Consider the following 23,578-nt stretch of genomic DNA (forward strand, 5'->3'; position numbering starts at 1 on the left):
CCCGATGCCCTGCGGGGACATCGCTCAAGGCAAACCTCAGCGCGCTTCGGTGCGGCGAAGGCGCGTGCTTGTCGCGTCAGGGCGCTCGATGATAAGGGCAGTCGCGGCGTCGCCTGCATCATGCTCGAAACGGATGCGGCGATCGTGCCGGCCGCGAACAAGAAAATATCCGTCTTCCAGCGGAATGAGTTGTTCGGTTCGGCCCGGACCCTGGTGCATGAGGATTGCGCCGTCTTCCGCATCGATACGGACGGGTCCGTACTGGCCAGCAATGTCCGCAAATGAGCGCATATCGACCTGCGGATCGCTCGCTTCGATCGCCTCGATCGCCCATTCCATCTCCCGGATACGGGTGGCGTCGTCCGAGCGCGCTGCGATTTCCGCATAGGCAAGCTTGAGCGCCTCATCCAATGCGTCCGTTTCGTCGACGGGCACGTCCGGCGTGACCCCGGTCCCTTCCCAGTTCGTGCCGGTCACCGGGTTTCGGGCACTGCCGGTCGATACGAAAACCGAGAAACCGTCGCCGGCATCGAAAGTCCGACCCGGATTGCCGGCGCCGTAGGTGCGTTCGCCGACGATCGTTGCGCGGTCAAGTGCCTGGAGATGGTAGGGGAAGGCCTCGCCGGCGGAACCGGAACGACGGCTGGTGAGAACGTAGAGCGGAACATCCGGGCGGCTTCGGGAGGGCAGGTATTCCAGCTGGCGAAGCTCGCTCGGATAGTCCTGCGCACTGCTGATGAAGGTATTGATGAGCGTGTCTTCGCCGGGTTCGAGAAAATGGCTGATCAGCAGCTGGACCATGGATGGTGCTCCGCCGCGATTGTTCCGCATGTCGAAAATGACGGCATCGGAGTGCTGGATGAAGTCGAGTGCTGCGGCTGCGGTGTCACCGCCCACGCCGGCGGGGTAGAACATGGTCATGTCGATATAGCCGACATTGCCCGGCAGTACGGAGACGTCCTGAAAGCCGAAATTGTCGGAACGTCCGTCGGGCGCCCGCCGCGCCGGTCGATCGTCGGTGCTGCCCCGGTTTGATGCTTCCGGCGAATATCGGACGGAAAAGTGGTGATCTTCCTCGCGCAAGTGCGAGGTCAGTGCCATGGCGAGCTCGGACTCGTCGGCGGCCGAGTCGAATATCCCGCCATCCTCAGCGTCGCGAAGATCGGCGGCGATGCGGGCACCACGATCGCGGTCGAAGAAATTCTCCTCGATGCGGTCCGCGATCGCGTCGACGATCGTATCGCGGTCGCCTGCGGTAATGTCCGCGGCGGCCGGTATGGCCGGGACCGTGCAGAGTGAGAGGGCGCTGCCAAGCGCGAGAGCATTTTTCCAGCGAGTGATCATGTTCGGTCTCCAGTCCCCTTTGCGAGAAAGGGATAAGTCACGCGTCCCACACATCCTAATTAATAGGCGGTCATTGCGCGGCGGGCTTTCCGTAAGGTCCTGGAAAGCGCAGCCGCGTTAACGGAATCCTCGGCCTGATCTGCCAGTCTCTCTGCCTGATTTATCCGCTGCGGTGCAGCCGAAGGCGAAGAGCATGGCCTCATTCCAGGACATTATAGCGGCGCATGAAATGTTCGCCCGAGGCAAGCCGGGCGGTTGCAAGGCATTTTTCCGCTTCGCCACACTCCGGAAAATCGTCCTGCAGCGCCGGAATCTGGAGGACATCCAGTTTATCGGTTGCGATCTGCGGCTGGCGCGGCTCGCCCTGTCGAATTTCAGATTCGCCTCATTCTACGGCTCGAAGCTCGACCAGGCTGATTTTCGCGGGTGCGACCTCACGCGGGCGGATATGCGGGGCGTTTCCCTGCAGGGCGCTCAATTATACGCGGCGAGAATGGACGAGGCGGATTTCAGGCGCGCCTCGCTGGTCGAAATCGACGACGATGAGCGCTGGCAGTACCGTACGGCTGACAATGGCAAGGCGGGCGGTTTCGTGCCGTCCGTGGTGGACTTTCGCGATTGTTCCATGCGCGGCGCCAGGCTCAATGGTGCCAAGTTGCAGGGTGCCGATTTCAGCGGCGCGATCCTGGAAGGCGCTGATCTGTCCGGGGCCAACCTCCTTGATGCCAGCTTCGACGATGCCGTCCTGACCGATGTCGATCTGGAAAACACGATCCTCAGTCCGGATGCGCTTCAGGGCGCGCTCTGGGCCCCGTCGCCCGAAGCCTGCCGCCGCGCTCAAATCCTGCGTGATGCCATTGCAGCGCATGCCGATTGGGTGCGAACGGCAGGGCGTGAGGGCGCAAAAGCCGTACTGGATGGTGAAGATCTCCGCGTTCTGGGCACCAGCTTCAAGGGCGCTCAGCTGGGCGGGGCTTCCTTGCGAGCTGCCTGTGCGGTCAGTACGGATTTTTCCGGTGCTTCAATGGTCGGCACGCATTTCGACGGTGCCGATCTGCGCGATGCCGACTTCTCGAACGCGGACCTTCGCGGCAGTTCCTTCCGGGACTGCAATCTTGCGCATGCCAGGTTCGACGGCGCCGATCTGAGGCGCATGGAAGGCCGTGGCGGTCGCCGCTATCGCGTCCGCTTCGAGGGCGCCAATCTGCGCAATGTGAATCTGGACAAGGCGCTCCATGACGTGGACGACACGGCTGAGCGCAAGCGGGCGGTGTCCTGAGGGTTTGCCGCCCGGATTGTCTGATGCGGACAACCTGACGACGGCGTGCTATTCCGATTTCCGTCAAATGCGGATTTGAGGGGAATCACGTGCGGAATTCTTTGTCTTTCATGATTGCGGGCTGTGCCGCGCTCGTCGCGAGCGCCTGCAGCGACCCGGCTGCAACGCCAGACGCTGAACCCGGCGAGGCGAGTGCTGTCGAGGAGGCGCGCCAGTTCACCGTCCTGGTCGGCGGTACGGAAATCGGCGGTCTGTCGGTCAGCCCGTCGGAGGATGGCTATACGGTCGATTACGAGTACCGGAACAATGGCCGCGGCCCGACAGTGGCAGAGACCGTCACGCTTGATGCGGCCGGACTGCCGCGCAGCTGGACCATCGAAGGGGCGTCGACATTCGGCAATCCGATCGACGAGCGCTTCGAACTGGTCGACAGCGAGGCCCGGTGGACGGACACGACCGGCAGCAATCAGGCGATTCCGGCCGAGCCGGCTTTCTACGTGCCTCAGGATGCCAGCCCCTACTGGCTGGCGATCGCCGCGCGTGCCCTGATGAACACGGATGATGGCACGCTTCCGGCCCTGCCCGGCGGCGAGCTGACCATGTCGCAAGTCGACGCGCTGACGGTGAGCAATGACGATACGACACGCGACGTTACCGTCTACGCGATGTCGGGAACCAGCCTTAACCCGACGTATTTCCTGATGGATGGCGAGGCCTTCTTCGGGATCATAACACCGCGCTTTTCGGTACTGGAGGCAGGCTTCGAGAGTGAGGACGAGCGGCTTCGAGGCCTGTCGGCCGAGTACGGCGCCAATCGCTATGCCGAGATCCAGTCGCGAGTCACCCACGCCTATGACGGGCCGGTACGCATTCGCAATGTGCGCGTCTTCGATCCGCAGTCGATGGCGTTGGGCGAACCGGTTTCGGTCGTCGTCGAAGGCAATCGCATCACAGCCATCGAAGCGGTGGATGCGGAAGTGCCGGAAGGCCAGGTCGTGATCGAGGGCGAGGGCGGTTCGTTGGTGCCGGGCATGTTCGAAATGCACGGCCATATGGGCGAGACGAGCGCGTTCATGAATATCGCCGCTGGCGTTACGAGCGTGCGCGACATGGGCAATAACAACGAGGTCCTCGGCGCCCTGATTGATCGCATCGAGGGCGGCGAGCTGGCCGGTCCGCGAGTGTTCCGCAGCGGATTCATAGAGGGGCGCAGCCCGTTCAATTCCAATAACGGCATCCTGGTGGAAACCGAGGCGGAGGCTGTCGCGGCGGTCGAGACCTATGCGGAGAGCGGCGATTTCTTCCAGATCAAAATCTATAACAGCATGAATCCGGAGTGGATTCCGGCGGTCATTGCGGCTGCTCGCGAAAACGGTCTTCGGGTCGCCGGCCACGTTCCGGCTTTCACCAATGCCGACGCCATGATCGCTGCCGGCTATGACGAGATGACCCATATCAACCAGGTCATGCTGGGGTGGGTGCTCGAGCCGGGTGAGGATACGCGGACCCTGCTGCGTCTGACGGCCTTGCGCCGCCTCCCTGACCTCGATCTGCAGAGCGAGGCGGTTCAGAACACGCTCGACGCCATGGTCGCGAACGATGTGGCCATCGATCCGACCCTGGCGATCCATGAAGCGCTTCTCTTGTCGCGGAACGGCGAAGTCGCACGCGGAACGGTGGACTATATCGACCATATGCCGGTGGGCATTCAGCGCAGCGCCCGCAGTGCCTGGGCCGATATCGCCACGCCGGAGGACGATGTTGCCTATCGCGGTGCGTACGACCAGATCATCGCCGCGCTGTCCATGATGCGCGAGCGCGGTATCTTCATGGTGCCGGGCACCGATCTTGGCGGGTCGTTCGCATATCACCGCGAGCTGGAGCTCTATCAGGAGATCGGCATGACGCCGTCGGAAATCCTGAGCTGGGCGAGCTATGGCATGGCGGATTATCTGGGCGCCTCGGACGAACTGGGCTCGATCGAGCCGGGCAAGCTCGCCGATTTCTTCCTGGTGCCCGGGGATCCCACAGAGGATCTGCAGGCGATCAAGACGATCTCGCTGGTTTCGGCCGACGGCCGTTTCTACTTCCCGAGCGAGATCTATCCGGAATTCGGCATTCGTCCCTTCACGGATGCGCCGAACGTGATCCAGGCCAACTAGATTCGATGGGGCATGCGCCGGCGGACGGATTCCCCGTCCGCCGGTGCCTTGCCGAGTTGAAGGCTAGGCTTTCCACCAACCGGCGGGAAGTGAAAGCGATTGGGCGACGGCCTGAATCCGGGTTGCCACATCGAATGCCGACAGAATCCGGGAGACATGATAGTCGACGGCCCGCTTGGACATTTCCATGATGATGGCAATATCCGCGTTGGACTTCCCTTCGGACATCCATCTGACGATGTCCTGTTGCACCGGTGAGAGTGTCGGGTGTTTCGCCGGATTGGTCGTTCCGGGGTCGAGTTCGACGTCCAGTTCCCGCATCTTGAGCAAATAGGCGCTCGCAATCATGCGCAATTGCGTCGTGACGTGTGTCGGGATGGCCGCGTCCGAGGTTGAAAGGGCAGAAAACACAACAAGGTGGTCGCCTCTCGCCTCCAGGGGGATAAGGACTCCGCGATTGAGACCCAGAGATACAGCCAGATCTGTGTAGAATCCGACATTCGGATCATCATAGGGGTCGGTGCGACACCAGGTGTAGGGCAGTGGCGAGTATTTGAGGCGTTCGAGAGTCGGGTCGCTGCGCTCCTTGGACTTCGCCCGGTATACGGCAACACTTTCCGGCGGCAGGTTGGTCAGGAAGGGGTGGTCTCCCCAGTTATGGGTGGAGCAATCCATTGGTCCGAGGCAGAACTTCTGGAAGTCCAGCGCGACCAGCCCATCGATAAGCGAGGCCTCGGCTTGCACCGGACAGTCGCTTTCTCCGATCGCATGCATTGCACTGGTGATCGTGGCTAGGCCTGACGTGACATTTTGGGGAGGGGTAATTGAAGAGTCAGTCATGAGGGCGCGGGTTGTTCAGACGGTCATGCAATCTTCGGGGGAATTTCAGCACGACTCTAGTAAAATATTATAATGACCTGCAAGAAAACTTGAATTGCGATTATGCTATTGAAAATATGATATGAAATAGGAGTTTTGGTGAGCGAGGAGCCGTGTTTTCACCGAATTCCAAGCGTCGAATTTCGTCGGGCTGTTAAATATCCCGGCAGAGGCACGCTCACATTGTATAGATTTCCCCATCAAGAGATTATGCGGTGACGCTTAACAAGTGTTTACGAGCCCCGTTCCGTTCTCGGCGCCGGATGATCACATTGTCTCTGGAGTGGCATGATCGTCGGCGGATCGCGGGCGGGTCGTGCATTTTCGGACCGTGTCAGCGACGGGGACATCTATGAAAGAAGATTCAGATATCGCCTCCCGGATTTCCTTTCTCCGGATCACAGATGTGGAACGAAGGGCCATGCGTGAGGTCTGGGATGATATCTCGGGGGATCTCGAATCCATTCTGGACGGTTTCTACAAACACCTGCGAACGGTGCCTGACCTTTCAACCATGCTTGGCGATCAACAGGCACGTTTGATCGGTGCGCAGTCCCGGCACTGGGCCCGTCTTTTCAGTGGCCGCTTTGATGATGAATACGTCGCCAGCATCAGGCAAATCGGGCTTACTCACCACAGGATCGGCCTCGAGCCGCGCTGGTATATGGGAGGTTATGCCTATGTCCTCGATGCCATAACCGCCTTGCTGGTACGCCGAAATCGCCTGAGAGCGTCCGTTCTCGCAACCAAGCTCAGGGCCGTTCACGCCGCGATCATGCTTGATATGGACTTTGCGATTTCGGTCTATCAGGAAGTGCTGATCGCAGACCGGCAGAAACGCGGTCAGGTGCTGTCCGACGCAGTGGACAGTTTCTCCGAGTCGATCGGTGAGGCCATGAGGGTCTCGTCCGAGGCCAGCGAGCAACTTGACGCGTGTGCCGTGGCCCTGCAGAGCGTAACCGAGCAGAGCAAGGGGCGGGTCGGCGAAATCACCAGCGCAGCAGACGAAACGGCGCGGAATATCCAGGCCGGTGCCGCGGCGACCGAGGAGCTGACGGCCTCGATCGGGGAAATCGGGGATCAGTCCGCGCGCTCTGCCGACATGGCCAGCCGGGCGACGCAACATGCGGGCGAGATCAATGTTGAAGTGACAAATCTCGCCGACCGGGCCAATGAAATCGGTGAGGTGGTCGGTCTGATCTCGGACATCGCTGAACAGACCAATCTGCTTGCCCTCAATGCGACGATCGAGGCGGCGAGGGCGGGTGAGTCTGGTCGCGGCTTTGCCGTCGTCGCTCAGGAGGTCAAGGCGCTCGCTGGGCAGACGGCCAAGGCCACGTCCGAGATCGCGACGCGTATCACCTCGATTCAGGAGGCGACCTCGTCCAATGTGGAGCGGATCGGCGAGATCACCCGCATGATCGAGGAGATCAGCACGATTTCCGCATCGATCGCTGCTGCCGTGGAGCAGCAGAGCTCCGCCACGAACGATATCGCCAAAACGGTCCAGATTACGGCGGACAATACGCAGAGCGTATCGAGCGGAATGACGGAATTCGGCGCTGCCGTGGCGTCGACCGACGATGCGGCGAAGGCGGTGTTTGAGGCGCGAAGCCGCCTGGACGAACAATTCCAGCTCATGCAGTCGCATATCGACCGCTTCCTCGAGACAGCCCGCGCGGCCTAGCCGGCGGCCCCCCGGGGAGCCTCCAAGCGCAGACTCTCCCTTGCCGGACAAGTTAGTTTAGACATAAACTAATTTTTCTGCGCAAGGGGAGAGGCCGCGCGATGAAAATTGCCTGTCTGGGTGGAGGGCCTGCCGGCCTCTATTTCGCGATTTCCATGAAGCTGCGCGATCCCGGTTGCGAGATCGATGTTTATGAGCGCAACCGGTCAGGCGACACCTTCGGCTGGGGCGTCGTATTTTCCGATCAGACCATGGAGAACCTGACCGAGAACGACCCCGTCAGCGCGCAGGCGATCGGCGACAGTCTCGCGCACTGGGACGATATCGACGTACACGTCCGAGGCGCGTGCGAGACGTCGAGCGGGCACGGGTTTTGCGGCATCGGGCGCAAACACCTGTTGAACCTGTTGCAGGACCGGGCGCGTGAGCTGGGCGTCGGGCTGCATTTCGAGACTGAGATCGAGCCCGATCTCTCCCGCTTCGCCGATGCGGACATGATCGTGGCGTCCGACGGGCTCAATTCGAAGATCAGGGCCGCTTTCGCGGACACGTTCAAACCGGATATCGAGACGCGCCGGAACAAGTTCGTCTGGCTCGGCACACACAAGGTGTTCGAGGCCTTCACCTTCATCTTCGCGGAAACCGAACATGGTTGGGTCTGGGCACATGCCTACCGGTTCGACGACGAGACCTCGACCTTCATCGTCGAGTGTGCGCCGGAAACCTGGGAGGCGCTCGGCTTCGGCGAGATGGACCAGGACGAGACCTGCCGGGCCTGTGAGACCATTTTTGCGGACTGGCTCGACGGGCATGAGCTCATGTCGAATGCCCGCCACCTGCGCGGGTCGGCCTGGCTCAATTTTCCGCGCGTTTTGTGCGAGACCTGGGTGCATGAGAATGTCGTCCTTCTCGGCGATGCGGCTCACACCGCGCACTTCTCGATCGGCTCCGGCACCAAGCTCGCCTTCGAGGATGCGATCATGCTGGCCGATGTGCTGACCAGCACCGACAAGCCCGTCGCCGAGGGGCTCGTCGACTATCAGGAAGCGCGCAAGGTCGAGGTCCTCAAACTGCAGAGCGCCGCCCGGAACTCCACGGAGTGGTTCGAAAACCTGGAGCGCTATACCCGCTTCGAGCCCAAGCAGTTCGCTTACTCCCTGCTCACTCGGTCGCAGCGTATCAGCCATGAAAATCTCCGGCTGCGGGATGCGAAATGGCTGGAAGGCGTGGAGGCCTGGTTCAACAGCGCGGCGACGGGCGGGGGCCTGAAAGATGCAAGACCGCCCATGTTTTCGCCGTTCGAGTTGCGGGGTATGAGGCTGGAGAATAGGGTCGTCGTCTCGCCCATGTGCATGTACTCGGCCGAGGACGGTCTGCCGGGCGCTTTTCATCAGGTCCATTACGGCGCCCGTGCCATGGGTGGCGCGGGACTGGTATATACGGAAATGACCGATGTCAGCCGCGACGGCCGCATCTCGCCCGGCTGTACCGGTCTCTATAATGACGATCATGTCGCCGCCTGGCGGAACATCACGGACTTCGTCCACGCTAGCGGCGGTGCGCGCATGGCGATCCAGCTCTCCCATGCCGGCCGAAAGGGTTCCACGCGCCTTGCCTGGGAGGGCATGGACCAGCCCCTGGAAAGCGGCAACTGGCCGGTCATCGGCCCCTCGCCTATTCCCTGGTCGGACGAGAACCAGATTCCCCATGCAATGAGCCGTGCCGACATGGATGCGGTGAAAGCGGACTTCGTAGAGGCGACAAGGCGGGCTCTGGCTGCCGGCTTCGACATGGTCGAGCTGCACTGCGCCCACGGCTACCTTCTGTCGAGCTTCATAACGCCCGTCTCCAATCAGCGCGGGGACGAATATGGCGGTTCGCTCAAGAACCGGTTGCGCTACCCCCTTGAAGTGTTCGAGGCGATGCGGGCGGTCTGGCCGTCGGACCGCCCGATGGCCGTTCGCCTGTCCGCGACGGACTGGATCGGCGAGGAGGGCATCACCGCCGATGACAGCGTGCGAGTTGCGGATGTTTTCCGCGAAGCCGGAGCGGACCTGATCGACGTGTCCGCCGGCCAGACCACACCCATGGCGCGGCCCGTCTACGGGCGCATGTTCCAGACGCCTTTCTCGGACCAGATACGCAATACGCTCGGCTGCGCGACCATGGCAGTCGGCAATATCTACGAGCCCGATCACGTGAATTCCATTCTCGCCGCAGGGCGTGCCGATCTGGTCGCGCTTGCGCGGCCGCACCTGCTCGATCCGAACTGGACGCTCCGGGCCGCCGCCGAGCTCGGCTATCGTGGCGTCCGGGTTCCCCCGCAATACGAAGCCGGATTCGAGCAATTGTCCCGGAACCTTCAGAAGGCCCAGCAAATGGAGTTGCAGGCATGAGCACGCTGCAGGGAAAGACCGCCGTCATTACCGGCGGGGGAACCGGGATCGGCCTCGCCTGCGCGCGCCGGCTTGCCGCGGATGGTGCCCGCGTCGTCCTCATGGCGCGAGCGCTTGATCGCCTTGAGACTGCGGCAGCCGGCATCGAGGATGCCAGGGCCATTGCGGTCGATGTCACCGACGATGAGAGCGTCCAGGCTGCGTTCGATGCGGCCGGTCCGGTAGACATTCTGGTCAATAATGCGGGGATTGCCGGTGCAAAGGCCTTCCGCAAGCTGAGCATGGAAGACTGGCATCGCTACCAGGCGGTCAACGTCGACGGCGTGGTCCGATGCAGCCAGGCCGTGCTCGGGCACATGGAAGGCGCGGACTATGCCCGTATCGTCAACATGGCCTCGATCGCCGGGCTGGGCGGAGGCGCTTATATCGCGCCCTACTCCGCCTCCAAGCATGCCGTGATCGGGCTGACGCGCTCACTGGCGCTCGAGTATGCCCGCACCAATCTGACCGTGAATGCGGTCTGTCCCGGCTATGTTGAAACCGAGATCGTCGAGAGCGCGGTCGCCAATATCATGGAGAAGACCGGCCGTACGCGCGAACAGGCGACGGCGGAACTCACCAAGCATAATCCCCAGGGCCGCCTGATCCAGCCCGACGAGGTGGCCGAAGCGGTCGCCTGGCTGTGCTCGCCGCTGAGCCGGTCGGTTTCGGGTCAGGCGATCACGATCAATGGCGGAGATGCCTGATGAGCCCGGCGCGTGCTATTGACAGTGCGGGCGATCGGGAAGCGCTGCGGCTCTGGCTGCGGCTCTATCGGCCCGTATCCGTGATCGAACGCGAATTGCGCCTGCGCTTCCAGAAATCCTTCGGCGTCAGCCTGTCGCGTTTCGACGCCATGGCGGCTCTCGATCGTGCCGAGGACGGGCTGCTCATGGGCGAGTTGTCGCAACGCCTGCTCGTTACCAACGGCAATGTGACCGGGCTGATCGGGCGGCTGGTCGATGACGGTCTCGCCACCCGGACGACCGAGGCCAGCGACCGCCGAAGCGCTCGCGTGGCGCTGACGCCGGCCGGCAGGAAGGCCTTCGCCGACATGGCGACGGCCCATGCCGAATGGACCGACGAAATACTGGGCGGCCTGCCGCCCGAGCTGACCGACAATCTGACCGCGGAGCTGGAGGCCCTGATGGGCGCGCTCCGTCTGAACCGCAATGGAGACCGGACATGATCGATCCAGCGAGCTACGCGCCCGACCACTTCATGTGGGAGTTTTCGGACGGTGTGGCGATCATCACGCTCAACCGGCCGGAGCGAAAGAATCCGCTGACTTTCGAGAGTTATGCGGAGCTGCGCGATCTTTTCCGCGACCTTGTCTATGTGCGCAGCGTCAAGGCGATCGTGATCACCGGCGCCGGCGGGAATTTCTGCTCCGGGGGCGATGTGCACGAGATCATTGGCCCCTTGGTCGAAAAGGATATGCCGGGTCTGCTCGATTTCACCCGTATGACGGGCGATCTCGTCAAGGCGATGCGCGGCTGTCCCCAGCCGATCGTGGCGGCTGTCGACGGCATTTGCGTCGGTGCCGGAGCGATCATGGCCATGGCCTCCGATCTGCGCGTCGCGACGCCGGTGGCGAAGACGGCCTTCCTGTTCAACCGTGTCGGGCTTGCCGGCTGCGATATGGGCGCGTGTGCGATCCTGCCGCGCATCATCGGACAGGGCCGGGCGAGCGAGCTGCTCTATTTCGGCCGGTCGATGTCGGCCGAGGAAGGCGTACGCTGGGGCTTTTACAACGAGATCGTTGACGCGGACGCGCTGATGGACACCGCACGGGGCTGGGCGGCCCGAATAGCCGCAGGCCCGAACTTCGCCAATGCCATGACCAAGAACCAGCTCAACACCGAGTGGGATATGAGCCTCGATACCGCCATCGAGGCGGAGGCCCAGGCCCAGGCGATCTGCATGCAGACCAAGGACTTCGAACGCGCCTACCGCGCCTTTGTTGCCAAGGAAAAACCCGTGTTCGAGGGCGATTAGATGGCAGACAGAAGCTTTCTCGACTGGCCGTTTCTCGATGACCGTCACCGCCGGTTGGCTGCCGATATTTCGGATTGGGCAGGGCAGCGCTTTGGCGCGGCCGGCTTTGCCGAGCATGACGATATCGACGGCGACTGCGCCGCTATCCGTCAGGCGCTGGGTGCGGCCGGTTTCACCCGGCTTTGCGTTCCCGAGGCGTATGGCGGGGCGAATGAGGCGCTCGATGTTCGCTCACTGTGCCTGGCGCGGGAGCACCTGGCTTACCGGTCCGGTCTGGCCGATTTCGTTTTCGCCATGCAGGGGCTCGGATCGGGAGCGATCTCGCTGTTCGGCACTGACGCACAGAAGCAGACCTGGTTGCCGGGCGTGGCGGCAGGGGAGCTTTGCGCGGCCTTCGCTCTGACCGAGCCGGAGGCCGGTTCGGATGTGGCCGCCATGACCACGACGGCCGTCCGTGACGGAGACAGCTATGTCATCAATGGCGAGAAGACCTTTATTTCCAATGGCGGGATCGCGGACTTCTACACCCTCTTCGTCCGTACCGGCGAGGCCGGGGGGGGCCGGGGGCTGAGCGCTCTGATCATTCCTGCGGAAACGCCGGGCCTTCTCGTCGCCGAACGCATCAACACGATGGCGCCGCACCCGCTGGCTCGCCTCGAATTCGAGGATTGCCGCGTCCCGGCGGACAATCTCCTCGGTCAGGCCGGGGACGGCTTCAAGATCGCCATGGCAACGCTTGATGTCTTCCGCTCGACCGTGGGGGCCGCAGCGCTAGGCTTTGCGCGGCGGGCACTTGACGAAGCGACGGCGCGAGCGAACAGCCGCGAACTCTTCGGTGGACCGCTGTCGAGTCTGCCAGGTGTGCAGACCCAGCTGGCGGAAATGGCGGTCGATATCGATGCCGCCGCGCTGCTGATCTACCGGGCCGGATGGATGAAGGATAGTGGCGCGCCGCGCATCACGCGCGAGGCCGCAATGGCCAAGCTCTACGCGACGGAAGCTGCCCAGGCCGCAATTGACAGATCCGTCCAGATTTTCGGTGGTCTCGGGGTGACCAAGGGCTCAGTGCCCGAAGCGCTGTATCGCGAAATTCGCGCCCTGCGCATCTATGAGGGGGCTTCGGAAGTCCAGAAACTGGTCATCGCCCGCGCACATCTCTCGGGGGGCAGCTGATGGGGTTCACCGTTGAACGACGCATCCGGTTCGCCGATGTCGACCCGGCCGGGATCGTCTTCTATCCGCGCTATTTCGAGATGATCAACGGGACGGTCGAGGACTGGTTCGATGATGGCATCGGTTACGGCTTCGACCACATGATCCGTCGCGACGGGATCGGTGTGCCGCTCGCCCATATCGATGTCGATTTCACGGCGCCCAGCGAGCTCGACGACCGGCTGGAGTTCGACCTCGTGGTCGACGAGGTGGGGCGCAGTTCGATCAAGCTGACCATTACCGCATCCAGTCGCGGCGAAACCCGCCTGGTCGCGCGACCGGTCCTTGTCTGGCTGGATATCGCCAAGCACAAGCCGGCCTCGATCCCGAGTGACATCAAGGCCCGCATGCTCGAATTCAGGGAGACGGCGTGATGGACATTCTGCAACCGCCCGGCTGGCCGCGGCCAAGAGGGTATTCGAACGGTATCGCCGCGGAGGGCCGGCTCGTCTTCGTCGCGGGACAGATCGGCTGGGACGAGACCGAAACCATCGTGTCCGCGGATTTCGCGGCCCAGTTCCGCAAGGTGCTCGAGAACACGCTCGCCGTGCTTTCCGAGGCCGGCGCCGGTCCCGAGCATGTGGTCCGAATGACCGGCTACGTCACGAGCCGGGAGGAATATCTCGCCAGCGGACGCGAGATCGGGGCGGCCTGGAAAGAGCTGATGGGACGCGTCTATCCGGCGATGGCTTTCGTCATTGTCGACGGCCTGATCGAGCCTGGGGCGAAAATCGAGATCGAAACCACGGCCGTCGTGCCGTCCTGACCTGTCAGACCGGAAACCGGCGCAGGTATTTCATAGCGTTACGTCGGGGAGGGCGTGATGACGTTAGCAGCCAGCGGACATGTGGACCGCTTTACGAGATTGCACCTGCCGCCCGAGCGCGAATGGCCGGACTTCCGGTTCGACTTGCCGGAGCTGCAATATCCCGAGCGCCTGAATTGCGGCGTCGAGCTGCTCGACCGAACCGTCGAGGCGGGCAAGGGCGACCATGTCGCGGTCTACTCGAAGTCACGTTCTCTGACCTATGCGGAGCTACTGGCGGAAGCGAACCGGATCGCCAATTATCTCGTCGATGAACTGGGCGTCGTGCCGGGAAACCGCGTCCTCCTTCATGGTCCTAACAGCGCCGACCTGATGGCGGCCTGGTACGCTGTGATAAAGACGGGCGCGGTCGCCGTCACGACCATGCCAATGCTGCGCGCTGGCGAACTCGCCAAGATCGTCGACAAGGCACAGGTGCGCTTCGCACTCTGCGCAGCGCCTCTCGCAGGCGCTGTGCGCGAGGCGGCTGTCGAGATGCCGGTGCTGGAGCATGTCGTGACGTGGGGCGATGGCGAAGCCTTCACGCAGGCCTTGGCGGGCAAGCCGGTGACGTTTGCCAATGCCGAAACCTCTCGCGACGATATCGCGCTGCTCGCTTTCACTTCAGGGACGACCGGCGTCCCGAAGGCCTGCGCGCATTTCCATTCGAGCGTGCTCGCCATGGCAGATACGTTTGCCGCTCACACGCTCGCGCCCGAGGCGGACGAAATCTATACGGGAACGCCACCCTTTGCTTTCACCTTCGGGCTAGGTGCTTTCGTGGTCTTCCCGGCGCGTGCCGGGATCGCGGTCGCCCTGCCTGATCGGCCCGGCTTCGAGGCCCTCTGCGAGACCATCGAGACCTTTGGAGCGACAACCGTTTTCACGGCCCCGACGGGATATCGCGCCTTGATGGATCAATGGGAGAGCTACGATCTTTCCAGTCTGCGCAAGGGGGTGTCGGCGGGAGAACACCTGCCTGAGGCCATTTCCGATGCGTTTGCGGCGCAAACAGGTATCCGGCTCATCGACGGGATCGGCGCGACAGAGATGATCCATATCTTCATTTCGGCGTCCGGCAACGAGATCCGGCCAGGTTCGACGGGACGTGTGGTGCCCGGCTACGAGGCGCGCGTGATAGACGATGCGGGCAAGACGCTGCCGGCAGGAGAGACCGGGCGCCTGGCTCTGCGGGGGCCGACCGGCTGTCTCTATCTCGATGACGTCCGCCAGTCGGCCTATGTGAAAGACGGCTGGAACATCACCGGAGACCTCTTCCGTCAGGATGAGGATGGCTATTTCTGGTATGTATCGCGCGCCGACGACCTCATCGTCGCGTCCGGCTACAACATTGCCGGACCGGAGGTGGAGCAGGCGCTGCTGACTCACCCGTCCGTGGCCGAATGCGCAGTCGTGGGCGCGCCCGATCCGGAGCGCGGCACGATCGTGAAGGCGTTTGTGGTCCCGCGCGAGGGCGTAGCAGGGGATGCAGATCTGGCGGCAAGACTGCAGGCTCATGTGAAAGCCACGATCGCTCCCTATAAATATCCACGGTCAATCGAATTCCTCGACGCTCTTCCCAAGACGCAGACCGGAAAGATCCAGCGCTTCAGGCTCAGATAAGGTCCTGCGGGCGGCGCATTCCTGCCCGCCCGGTCCGGATTACTCGCATGGCGTGTTCGTGGGTATCGCAGAACCGGCGTGATCTGGCGGGGTGCGGTGTTGATAACCGGAAAAATCGCTGTTGCGTCATAGGCGAGCGCGATCTGCGGAACGCATGAATTCGTGCAACCGCTTTGCACGCATAGATTATTTTTGATCGACAATCAGTCATTATTTGGTATATTAAAGCCACTACAGGCTGCATGCCCATCCGGGAGGATTTGGGCGTCTCGGTCGTCGTTGTTTCGTTAAAAACTGTTTTGAAACATTCTGTTGGCCCATGGCTTTCGGAAAGGGGAGAACTATGTTCGACGTTACCAAAGCGCGCGAAATTTTCTACGGCGAAGATCAATCTGTAATTGTGTTTGGCGACCATGAGGCTGATAATACCTGGTATATGGTCCCGGTCCCGCAATTGCGGACGGTGGGTAGCGAGCCTGCGTTTTCCTTGACCCGGTATCGTGACGCATCCGGCGATGTCGCCGGTGTCTGCACGTTCGAGGTCGAGCTTGTCTATCCTGCCGCTGCTCGCGCGGCAGCGGAGTCCGAACTCGGGCCGGACATCGTCTGGGGGCAATTCACCTGGACTGGCGGTGACGTCTTTTTCCGGTATGACATCGAAGGCGAAACAGATGGCATCATCGTGTCGCCGAGCCTGTTCGGCAGCAATGTCGCGACTTTCCAGATCGAGCTCGACAGCGATGCGGCAGTAACGTCCTTCATCAACGCCTTCTCCCGCGACGGCTCGGTGTCGCCGTTCGAGATCGAGTACGAGATGACGGCGCTCACCAATCTGCTCGGAGCGCGCGCCACCGTAACCTACAACGCGGATGCGGCGATCGCCTACGAGAAGACCTACGAGAAGCGCAAGGACACCTGGGGCAATACCAAGAATGTCCTGGTGGAGGTCAAGCAGGTCCTGAAACGCTCCGGCGCAGGCGATGTGGTGGTCGAGAAAGGTGCGGGCGGGAGCGATGAGACGGTGCAGAGAGTTCGCGACTGGGCCTGGTCGACACTCGAGCAGGAAGTGGCGGCCAATATCGAGACGGCCCGCCAGATGGCGACCGGCCCCTTCCCTGTGTCCGCGAGCACCTCGTTTACGCATTCCTATGAGGAAAATGCGATCGTGGACTGGACGACGCCGGTCTCCGGCTATCTCCCCAAGTTCAACGCCGAAACCTGGAACAAGGTCTACAGCGAAGTGGACAATCGGGAACTGGTCGTCACCTTCGCGCTGGCCGGCCAGCTCTTCGACGAAAACAATGAGCCGGCTTTCGAGAATGTCCTCATAACGGTCGACTATCCGACCCGGTCGGAAGACAACACCTTCCGGCTCGTCGCCGGTTCGGACGACATGACGGCCAATACCTATGTGGCGAAGGGGGCGCTCGACCCGAGCGGCAAGTTCGATCCCAACTACCGTTACAAATACGTGATCAATTATGCCGATGGTGGCGCCTACACCTCGGAATGGATCGATTCATCCGAGACTCGCGTCGAGCTGCGCCCCTCCGATTTCGGCATGAATTATGTGCGGTTCATCGGATCGAATATTCCGTTCGCGACGGACGGCTCGGATCCGGAAAAGTCGGTGAAGAGCGTCTTCATCGACTTCTTCTTCAAGCCGCCGGAAGGCAAGGATGCGCTCGTGAAAAGTCAGGAAATGACGGCGAACGGGCAGGAAGGACAGGTCGAGTTCGTCTCGCACTATCATCAGCCGATCGGTCAATCCTACAGCTATCGCCTGCGCTATCTGATGGGCAATGACAAGGTGATCACGATCGAGCCGGACGAACGCTATGGCGGCGATAATGCGGAAATCGTCCAGGTTCTCTCGCCGCTGGAGGCGATCCTGATCTTCAATTTGCGCGCGGTGAATGTCGACGATCGCGCGTCGTATGCGTTTGAACTCATCGAGATCAATGCATCCTACTACGACACGCCGGATGGTAGCGGGTTGCCGGCCGCATCGCATGACTGGTCCTGGGTGCCCGACAAGTCGGTCGGCGTGGACACGGCCGAGCCCTGGAGTTTTCAGGCGACGCCGAACTCCGACACCTCCTACTTCCGGATGGGCGGGCAGATCATCTTCGGGGACGGGACCGATTTCGTCCTCGACCAATATTATCAGCCGGCCGACCGGCGCTCCCTGATCCTCTATTCGGACAGCGAGATCTACAGCGTCAAGATCGACCCGCGGCAGATCGCCTGGGACACTGTCAGCGCGGTCTATCTCAATCTGTTCCAGGTGTCCGCGGATGCCCCCGATCCGCGGCAGCTCGGCCACATCATGCGCGAGCCCTTGCAGAGGCTCACGACTGCGCAGCAAGCGGAGATAGAGGGGAAGCGGGTCAATTATCAGCGCTTCCAGCTGCTCGGAACCGGTACAGAGGCCGCGGCCGACAGCGCCGAGCGCTATTACAATATCCGGCGTCTTCGGAGCGATGAGGAGATCACGTTCTATTACGACGTCGAGTACGTCATGAAGGACGGGACGACGCACTCGCTGGACGACCAGGTCGTGAACAACAAGCTACAGCTTGTTCTGCCTCCGGTGGCCGGCGGCGGCGAGGCTCCGGAGATCCTCGAAGCCCGAATTCCCGCGGCGAAGCTGCGCCCTGAGCGCAAGCCGCGGTCGCTCGAGCCGGCCCAGTAGGGCCGGCCGCACCGGCCCGGGTGCGGGGGGCGCCATGTCGGTCGCATTCGCCGATACGCTTCATGGGCCGGCCGGTATTCCCGGTTCGAGATGGCGAGCGTGCTTGCCGCCGCCGCTCGCCCGCTCACTGGCGTCACAATTGTCGCCGCTGTCCGGCACTTCCGGAACCAGCCGGCTTACAGCGACCGGCGATCCGCTCGAGATCGCAATAGTCCGTCCGGGAAATGAGGTTCGTCTGACGGTAGACCCTGTCCCGAACTCAGGCCCCGAAACGCGATTGCGTATCTGCCGCGATCGCGTGGCGCTGCCGCGCAAGGCCCGCACGATCGAGGCGGAGCTCGCGGGGCTGCGGCCGGCACCGGGCCTGCGCTATGGCGCCTGGCTCGGTCTGAGGTGCGGCAAGCGGGGCGTGCAGAGCAAGCTCTATCTCGAGGCGCCGGCGGACAATCGCTGGGCCGCGCTGGAGGCGTGGTGGGCGGGGCACCCGCCCATCCTCACGCGCCGCGGCGCACGGCCCGTCATGGCTGGTCTCGATCCGCACCGCGAGGGCGTCGAGTTCTATCAGTCGCTGGATGGTCTGTGCCGGCGAAGCCTGGCGCTGATCCTGGATCGGGCCGGCATGCCGGACCGCGCCGGGGCCGTGATCGATCTCTTGAGCGTCCTGAGGGATCGAACTCTGCGTCACGAACTCCTGTTCGACGAGTGTGGTTTTTCCATCGCCTGGACGGCACCCGGCGCGGCCTGCGCCGTGACTCTCTATTTCATCGCCGATGCCTTGCTCGGCCCGCCGGAGCGTGCGGCGAGTGCGATCCGGACCGCCGGGCGTCTCAATGGCTGGGACATGTCCTTGTACGACAGGCTCGCAAGCCCGCCCCGGCCCTATCACACGCTGATCGGGATTACGGTGGCTCCGGGACGACCGGCCGCACTGTCCGTTCATCTGGCCGCTGCGGGAGGTGGATCATGATCGCCGCTCGCGCCGTTCCTGTTTTCGACCGCCTGCTCTCGCTACAAACGCCGCGCGGGGCTTTCCCGTCGACGGTGACGGCGGGGCCGGACAAGGCGCCAATCATCGACGAAACCGCCTTCATCACCGCCCAGATCGTCATCATCCTGAGCGAATTGTCCGGCGCGCTGGATGCGGAGCGTTGTGCGCGGGCGCTGGATTCCTGCGAGCGGGCGCTCGACTTCCTCGAGACGTGCGAGTCGCGCTCACGGCGCGGGGCCTTTCACTTTTATTCGCGGCTCGCCGAAGCACGCCGTCTGCCGATCGCGCTCCCGCCTGACGCAGACGATACGGCGCTGTGCTGGGCGGCCTTCGTGATAGCCGGCAGGCGCCGGGCCGGCACGGCGGCCAGTGCCCTGCGCCGCTGCCTGGAGCCCTTGCCCGCAGCCGCACGGCAGTCGGGCGATGCGCCTTGGGTGGGAGCGGGGGCGGTCCGTACCTGGCTCGCAATGGGTGGCGAGAATCCGGTGGATGTTGCGGTGAATGCCAATATCGCTTTCGCGTGCGCCGTTTGCGGGCTGACGGGGCGTTTGCGCGACGGCGCCGTCGCGACGGCGGTTCGAGGCCTCGCAGGGTCAGGAACGGATCCTGCCCACCTGCGCCGTGCCAGCCCCTATTATCGCGACCCCGCCGAGATCGCTTGCATCCTGCATCGGGCATCCCGTGCCGGCATCATGCGCCTGCGCCGAATATCGGACCGCTTCAGCGCCTGCGAGGCTGCCGACCGGCTGGCAGGCAGGCCCGTGGAACGCCCGCTCTATTGCAATGCCCATGGCGAGCCGGTCTGGCGATCCGCCGCGCTCCAGCTTGCCCGGCGCTTTGAAGACATGCGGCTCCGTCCGCATCCCAAAACCTCGTCCCAACCTGAAGGAGACTGTCATGATGATGCCAAAATCCGTGCTTGAAGCCGCGGAGACGGACGACGTTCCGGTCCTGCGTGTCAGCACAAAATACATGCAGACCTTCCAGCCGGTGAAGCCGGCGCTGGGGGGAAAGAGCCTGCTGACGCATCTCAACTCGCGCGGCGATCTGGACATCTACACGGTGGGCACGGCCGATCAGGTCCACAGATTCCGACGGGAGAAGGGCGGGAATGCTCCCTACCGTGCCCAATCGCTGGGCTTCGCGGCGGACCAGATATTCGCCTACAGCGAAGCCGGCATCGACCTCGACAATCCGAATATTCTGGGTCTCGACCCCAAGGGGCAGCTCACGCTCGCCACCTATAATGCCGAGGTCGGTATCTATGCGCAGCGGGTTTGCCAGCCATCCATGGCCAGTCAGGCGATCAACCGCTTCCTGGCGGTCCGGGGTCTGAATGGCGGCGTCTATGCCAATGTCGTCCTCGAGGACGGCAGCCTAGCGAACAACTTCCTCAAGGCCGGGACGACGGAATGGGCCGGTGCGGAATGGGTCCCGGTGGCCGGTCCCGACGGCAATCCGGTCAAACCGAAGACCATCGCCATGTGTGCCAATGACCCTGTGCAGTCGGCGTTGTTCGCTATCGGGCCCGACGATGAGGTGTTGTTCTCCGAGGAGAGCTTCAGAACCTCCACCATGCGCGTGCTGACCTCTTCGGCAACGCTCGCGGCGGCCGAGCATCTCAGCGTGGTCGCCGATGCGGACGGCAAGCTCAATATTTTCGCCTCGAGCGCGGCCGACGGATCCCTCTGGTGGAAAAAACAGAAGCAATACTCGACCGACGGAATCCAGTTCGAGGACTGGCAGCAGATCGCGAGCGAGACACCGATCCGTATCACGGCGCTCTATGCGGCCCAGTGCTTCAATGGCCTGCTCCAGGTGTTTGCGGCGGATGCGGACGGGCGCCTTCACCGGGCCGTGCAGATCGGCGAATCCCGGACCTCGCTGCGCTGGCGCGCGCTCTTCCCGATCGGCCAGTCTGTCGACAATGCCGCATTCACGATCGGCCGGACGTCGGCGGGTTATGCGGAAGCCTACACTGCAACTCCGGACGGCAATCTGCGCCGTTTCTGGCAATCGCCCCTGACGCAGCAATGGTCTGAGGAATCGATCGACCTGCCGCAATCGAGCGGGCAGCTCGCGGAGATAGAGACCCATGCCGCGGAGATAACCGTGCTCGATGCGGCCGGCCTCGCCAAACCCTTCGCGAGACTCTCGGTCAGTGCCACCAATCTGATTACGCTTTTCGTTGACGGAAAGTCCTATCGCTGCAGCCAGGTCGATACGGTCGGAATAACCACGGGTGTTGACGGCAAGGCCGTGGTGCACCAGCGGGCGACGTCCCTTGCGGCAACGACGCTCTTCGTTGAAGCGCCCGGAACGCTGGCGGGTCAGCCCATGCGGGTGCAGCCCAATGCCCAGCTCCAGCACCGGCTCGACAATCTGACCTCGGACGAGATCCTCAACGCCAAGGACAAGGAGGGGCGCTATCTCCTCAAGGAGGAGTATCGCAAGCCGGAATATGCCGACAGCCTGCGCGATATCAATCGGGCTTCGATGGAGATCGCCAAGCAGGACGAGGCCGGTCAGCCAATCACATACAAGTTCGCGTCACGCCGCATGGCCGGGCTCGGTTTTCGCATCAAGTCCGACTTCAGCGCTCTTGAGGAACGCGCCTGGGAGATCGATTTTACCAGCGGTTTCCCGGTCTACAGCGACACCACCCGGGCCGATGTGGACGACTGGCTCGCTCGCGAGCGGGCTTCGCTCGCAGGCGGTGAAGATGCGGAGCTGAGCTTCCTCGGAATCGACTGGGGCGAGGTGTGGAACGGGATCAAGGAGGGCGCCGAATGGGTGCTCGACAAGCTCGAGAAGATCGTCGTCTCCTTCGTGGAGGGCGTGGGGCGCGTCATCTTCAAGATCGCCGGCAAGGTCTTCGAGGCGGTGCTCGAATTCGCCCAGCAGGCCTTCGATTTCATCGAAGGGGTCTGGAACTGGCTCAAGGTGAAGCTGGAACAACTCTATGAGTGGCTGGCCTTCCTGTTCAACTTCGAGGATTTCGTGCGTTCCGCCGAAGTCGTCTCCTCCTCGATACGGACGCTGCTCGACTTTTCCATCGTCGGTGTGGAGCACGTCCGGGACGTGATCGTCGACGGGATCGACACGATGAAGGCCGACCTCGAAAAAGTGGTCGACGATTTCGTCGCCGAGCTTAACGGCAAGGGCAATCCGTCCATGGGCGCCTATGCCCGGGAGAACGAACCCGATCCCGGCCAGGAGCACGCCGCCGACCACAATGTCTTCCTGAATGCCTATCGACAGAATTATGCGAACGCGTCTCCTGCGGATGAGACGGCGTTACGAGCGCAGGAGCGACTGGACGCCGGGGTGGAGACTCTCATCGACGAGCTGTCGGCGCTGGCAAACAACTACCAGTTCGATGACGGCAAGGAGGCGTACGAGGAAGCTATCGGCTATTTCACCGGGGTCGGCGAAGAGCCGGACCGGGCGCTGGAACTGCTCATGTCCGGCGTGGTGAAAGTGCTCGAGGCAACGGCGCTCTTCGCGCTCGATTTCGCGCGCGGCACGATCATCACCCTGATGGACCTGGTCGCCGACGTGATCGCGCTCTTCCGGGACATGCTGTTCGCGGGCTGGAAGATTCCGATCGTCTCGGATCTCTACGAGCTCTTTACCGGCAAGAGCCTGACCCTGCGCAGTGTCGATATCGTCGCCTATCTCGCTGCAGTACCGGGGACGCTGATCTGCAAGGTCATTACCGGCAGGGCGCCTTTCCCGGACCAGGCCTCGGTCGACCGGTTCAACGACCTTTTCTCCGTCGCCCGGCTCAAGGCGAAGTTCGGGATGGCGCTGACGGCCGAGGAGAAGAAGCAGGCTTCTATTGCCGTTCAGGCCGGCAATAAGGACGCCAAAATCGCCGGACTGTCGATCTATATGGGCGCGATGACCTGCCGGCTCTTCACTGATGCCGTTACCGGTTTCAACAGCGCCAAGGCCGGCTTGCCGGCGCCGGGCGGTGGCGATGCTGCCTCGGCTCAAGCAGGCGTTGCGGCGCCATCCATGCCGAAGCCGCCGGTCATGGCCGGAATCTCGATCGGCCTGCGCTTCGTCTCGACCGGGATGACATGCCCGTGGCTGTTGAATACGGAACTCGGTACATTGAGCTGCGGGGCGGGTACGACCGGGTTTGCCGGCTATATCTGGATTTCCCAGGTCGTGTTCGGGCCAACCCGCGGCGCTGCCATCGCCTGGTTCATGAGCGGGACGGAGAAGGCATCCGCGCGTGCCTATACCGGCGAAATTTCGCTCACATTGTGGGGTGTCGCGCACGTAATCATGGGCGTCTGGCATTACATGGCGACGGATGAGGCTGGACTGCTCCCCGCAAAGTGGCCCGGTCTTTGAGTTAGGTCCTGGCTCCAACTGAGGAGTTCAGAAATGGGCCGCAAGACTTACAAGGCCGAGGAGATTATCGCGCATCTGCGGGAGGTTGAGGTTCGCCAGGGCCGGG

Annotated in this window: 17 protein-coding genes; 15 read left to right on the plus strand and 2 right to left on the minus strand. The window is 62.6% G+C overall.

Annotated features, from left to right (window positions below):
- Positions 1-36 precede the first annotated feature (36 nt).
- Positions 37-1,344 (minus strand): S41 family peptidase, encoded by a 1,308-nt coding sequence (locus AC13HB_RS04905; protein WP_482948613.1) that lies wholly within the window; start codon positions 1,342-1,344, stop codon positions 37-39.
- Between the two features lie 193 nt (positions 1,345-1,537).
- Here AC13HB_RS04905 and AC13HB_RS04910 point away from each other — a divergent pair, with 193 nt between their 5' ends.
- Both AC13HB_RS04910 and AC13HB_RS04915 read left to right on the plus strand, forming a co-directional pair.
- Positions 1,538-2,623: a pentapeptide repeat-containing protein gene (locus AC13HB_RS04910; RefSeq protein WP_482948614.1), complete on the plus strand. Its 1,086-nt coding sequence runs from the start codon at positions 1,538-1,540 to the stop codon at positions 2,621-2,623.
- Between the two features lie 110 nt (positions 2,624-2,733).
- Positions 2,734-4,785, plus strand: coding sequence for an amidohydrolase family protein (locus AC13HB_RS04915; RefSeq protein ID WP_482948615.1), 2,052 nt, complete (start codon positions 2,734-2,736; stop codon positions 4,783-4,785).
- A gap of 63 nt (positions 4,786-4,848) precedes the next feature.
- Here the strand turns inward: AC13HB_RS04915 and AC13HB_RS04920 are convergent, their stop codons facing one another.
- On the minus strand, positions 4,849-5,559 hold the full coding sequence (locus AC13HB_RS04920; protein ID WP_482948616.1) for a helix-turn-helix transcriptional regulator: 711 nt from the start codon (positions 5,557-5,559) through the stop codon (positions 4,849-4,851).
- 457 nt (positions 5,560-6,016) lie between these two features.
- On the opposite strand from AC13HB_RS04920, the gene AC13HB_RS04925 reads away from it, so the two are divergent.
- The 13 genes from AC13HB_RS04925 to AC13HB_RS04985 all read left to right on the plus strand — a co-directional run bounded on the left by AC13HB_RS04925 (position 6,017) and on the right by AC13HB_RS04985 (position 23,472).
- Positions 6,017-7,351: a protoglobin domain-containing protein gene (locus AC13HB_RS04925; RefSeq protein ID WP_482948617.1), complete on the plus strand. Its 1,335-nt coding sequence runs from the start codon at positions 6,017-6,019 to the stop codon at positions 7,349-7,351.
- A 101-nt stretch (positions 7,352-7,452) separates the two neighbouring features.
- Positions 7,453-9,747: a bifunctional salicylyl-CoA 5-hydroxylase/oxidoreductase gene (locus tag AC13HB_RS04930; protein WP_482948618.1), complete on the plus strand. Its 2,295-nt coding sequence runs from the start codon at positions 7,453-7,455 to the stop codon at positions 9,745-9,747.
- Positions 9,744-10,493, plus strand: a complete 750-nt coding sequence (locus AC13HB_RS04935; protein ID WP_482948619.1) for an SDR family NAD(P)-dependent oxidoreductase — start codon at positions 9,744-9,746, stop codon at positions 10,491-10,493. Before AC13HB_RS04930 ends, AC13HB_RS04935 begins: the two co-directional genes overlap by 4 nt.
- A complete protein-coding gene (locus tag AC13HB_RS04940; RefSeq protein WP_482948620.1) occupies positions 10,493-10,975 on the plus strand; it encodes a MarR family winged helix-turn-helix transcriptional regulator in 483 nt (160 codons plus the stop codon). Before AC13HB_RS04935 ends, AC13HB_RS04940 begins: the two co-directional genes overlap by 1 nt.
- Complete coding sequence (locus AC13HB_RS04945) at positions 10,972-11,784, plus strand: enoyl-CoA hydratase family protein (protein WP_482948621.1); 813 nt, start codon at positions 10,972-10,974, stop codon at positions 11,782-11,784. Before AC13HB_RS04940 ends, AC13HB_RS04945 begins: the two co-directional genes overlap by 4 nt.
- A complete protein-coding gene (locus tag AC13HB_RS04950; protein ID WP_482948622.1) occupies positions 11,785-12,957 on the plus strand; it encodes an acyl-CoA dehydrogenase family protein in 1,173 nt (390 codons plus the stop codon).
- Positions 12,957-13,370, plus strand: a complete 414-nt coding sequence (locus AC13HB_RS04955; protein ID WP_482948623.1) for an acyl-CoA thioesterase — start codon at positions 12,957-12,959, stop codon at positions 13,368-13,370. The genes AC13HB_RS04950 and AC13HB_RS04955 overlap by 1 nt, the downstream gene beginning before the upstream one ends.
- On the plus strand, positions 13,370-13,762 hold the full coding sequence (locus tag AC13HB_RS04960; RefSeq protein WP_482948624.1) for a RidA family protein: 393 nt from the start codon (positions 13,370-13,372) through the stop codon (positions 13,760-13,762). Before AC13HB_RS04955 ends, AC13HB_RS04960 begins: the two co-directional genes overlap by 1 nt.
- Positions 13,763-13,819: 57 nt before the next feature.
- The gene (locus tag AC13HB_RS04965; protein ID WP_482948625.1) at positions 13,820-15,424 is read left to right on the plus strand and encodes an AMP-binding protein; all 1,605 of its coding nucleotides are present in this window, start codon (positions 13,820-13,822) and stop codon (positions 15,422-15,424) included.
- Between the two features lie 343 nt (positions 15,425-15,767).
- Positions 15,768-18,119: a hypothetical protein gene (locus AC13HB_RS04970; protein WP_482948626.1), complete on the plus strand. Its 2,352-nt coding sequence runs from the start codon at positions 15,768-15,770 to the stop codon at positions 18,117-18,119.
- Between the two features lie 34 nt (positions 18,120-18,153).
- Positions 18,154-19,086 carry a hypothetical protein gene (locus AC13HB_RS04975; RefSeq protein ID WP_482948627.1) on the plus strand — a complete coding sequence of 311 codons (933 nt, stop codon included), beginning with the start codon at positions 18,154-18,156 and terminating at the stop codon, positions 19,084-19,086.
- Positions 19,083-20,030 carry a prenyltransferase/squalene oxidase repeat-containing protein gene (locus AC13HB_RS04980; RefSeq protein ID WP_482948628.1) on the plus strand — a complete coding sequence of 316 codons (948 nt, stop codon included), beginning with the start codon at positions 19,083-19,085 and terminating at the stop codon, positions 20,028-20,030. Before AC13HB_RS04975 ends, AC13HB_RS04980 begins: the two co-directional genes overlap by 4 nt.
- A complete protein-coding gene (locus AC13HB_RS04985; RefSeq protein WP_482948629.1) occupies positions 20,005-23,472 on the plus strand; it encodes a DUF8189 domain-containing protein in 3,468 nt (1,155 codons plus the stop codon). Before AC13HB_RS04980 ends, AC13HB_RS04985 begins: the two co-directional genes overlap by 26 nt.
- Positions 23,473-23,578 lie beyond the last annotated feature (106 nt).

The organism is Maricaulis sp. B-26 (assembly GCF_056857855.1).

Bases quoted from the DNA above. Each gene is read 5' to 3' on its own strand.
- AC13HB_RS04905 (WP_482948613.1), bottom strand. From the start codon at position 1,344: ATGATCACTCGCTGGAAAAATGCTCTCGCGCTTGGCAGCGCCCTCTCA.
- AC13HB_RS04910 (WP_482948614.1), top strand. From the start codon at position 1,538: ATGGCCTCATTCCAGGACATTATAGCGGCGCATGAAATGTTCGCCCGA.
- AC13HB_RS04915 (WP_482948615.1), top strand. From the start codon at position 2,734: ATGATTGCGGGCTGTGCCGCGCTCGTCGCGAGCGCCTGCAGCGACCCG.
- AC13HB_RS04920 (WP_482948616.1), bottom strand. From the start codon at position 5,559: ATGCATGCGATCGGAGAAAGCGACTGTCCGGTGCAAGCCGAGGCCTCG.
- AC13HB_RS04925 (WP_482948617.1), top strand. From the start codon at position 6,017: ATGAAAGAAGATTCAGATATCGCCTCCCGGATTTCCTTTCTCCGGATC.
- AC13HB_RS04930 (WP_482948618.1), top strand. From the start codon at position 7,453: ATGAAAATTGCCTGTCTGGGTGGAGGGCCTGCCGGCCTCTATTTCGCG.
- AC13HB_RS04935 (WP_482948619.1), top strand. From the start codon at position 9,744: ATGAGCACGCTGCAGGGAAAGACCGCCGTCATTACCGGCGGGGGAACC.
- AC13HB_RS04940 (WP_482948620.1), top strand. From the start codon at position 10,493: ATGAGCCCGGCGCGTGCTATTGACAGTGCGGGCGATCGGGAAGCGCTG.
- AC13HB_RS04945 (WP_482948621.1), top strand. From the start codon at position 10,972: ATGATCGATCCAGCGAGCTACGCGCCCGACCACTTCATGTGGGAGTTT.
- AC13HB_RS04950 (WP_482948622.1), top strand. From the start codon at position 11,785: ATGGCAGACAGAAGCTTTCTCGACTGGCCGTTTCTCGATGACCGTCAC.
- AC13HB_RS04955 (WP_482948623.1), top strand. From the start codon at position 12,957: ATGGGGTTCACCGTTGAACGACGCATCCGGTTCGCCGATGTCGACCCG.
- AC13HB_RS04960 (WP_482948624.1), top strand. From the start codon at position 13,370: ATGGACATTCTGCAACCGCCCGGCTGGCCGCGGCCAAGAGGGTATTCG.
- AC13HB_RS04965 (WP_482948625.1), top strand. From the start codon at position 13,820: ATGACGTTAGCAGCCAGCGGACATGTGGACCGCTTTACGAGATTGCAC.
- AC13HB_RS04970 (WP_482948626.1), top strand. From the start codon at position 15,768: ATGTTCGACGTTACCAAAGCGCGCGAAATTTTCTACGGCGAAGATCAA.
- AC13HB_RS04975 (WP_482948627.1), top strand. From the start codon at position 18,154: ATGTCGGTCGCATTCGCCGATACGCTTCATGGGCCGGCCGGTATTCCC.
- AC13HB_RS04980 (WP_482948628.1), top strand. From the start codon at position 19,083: ATGATCGCCGCTCGCGCCGTTCCTGTTTTCGACCGCCTGCTCTCGCTA.
- AC13HB_RS04985 (WP_482948629.1), top strand. From the start codon at position 20,005: ATGATGATGCCAAAATCCGTGCTTGAAGCCGCGGAGACGGACGACGTT.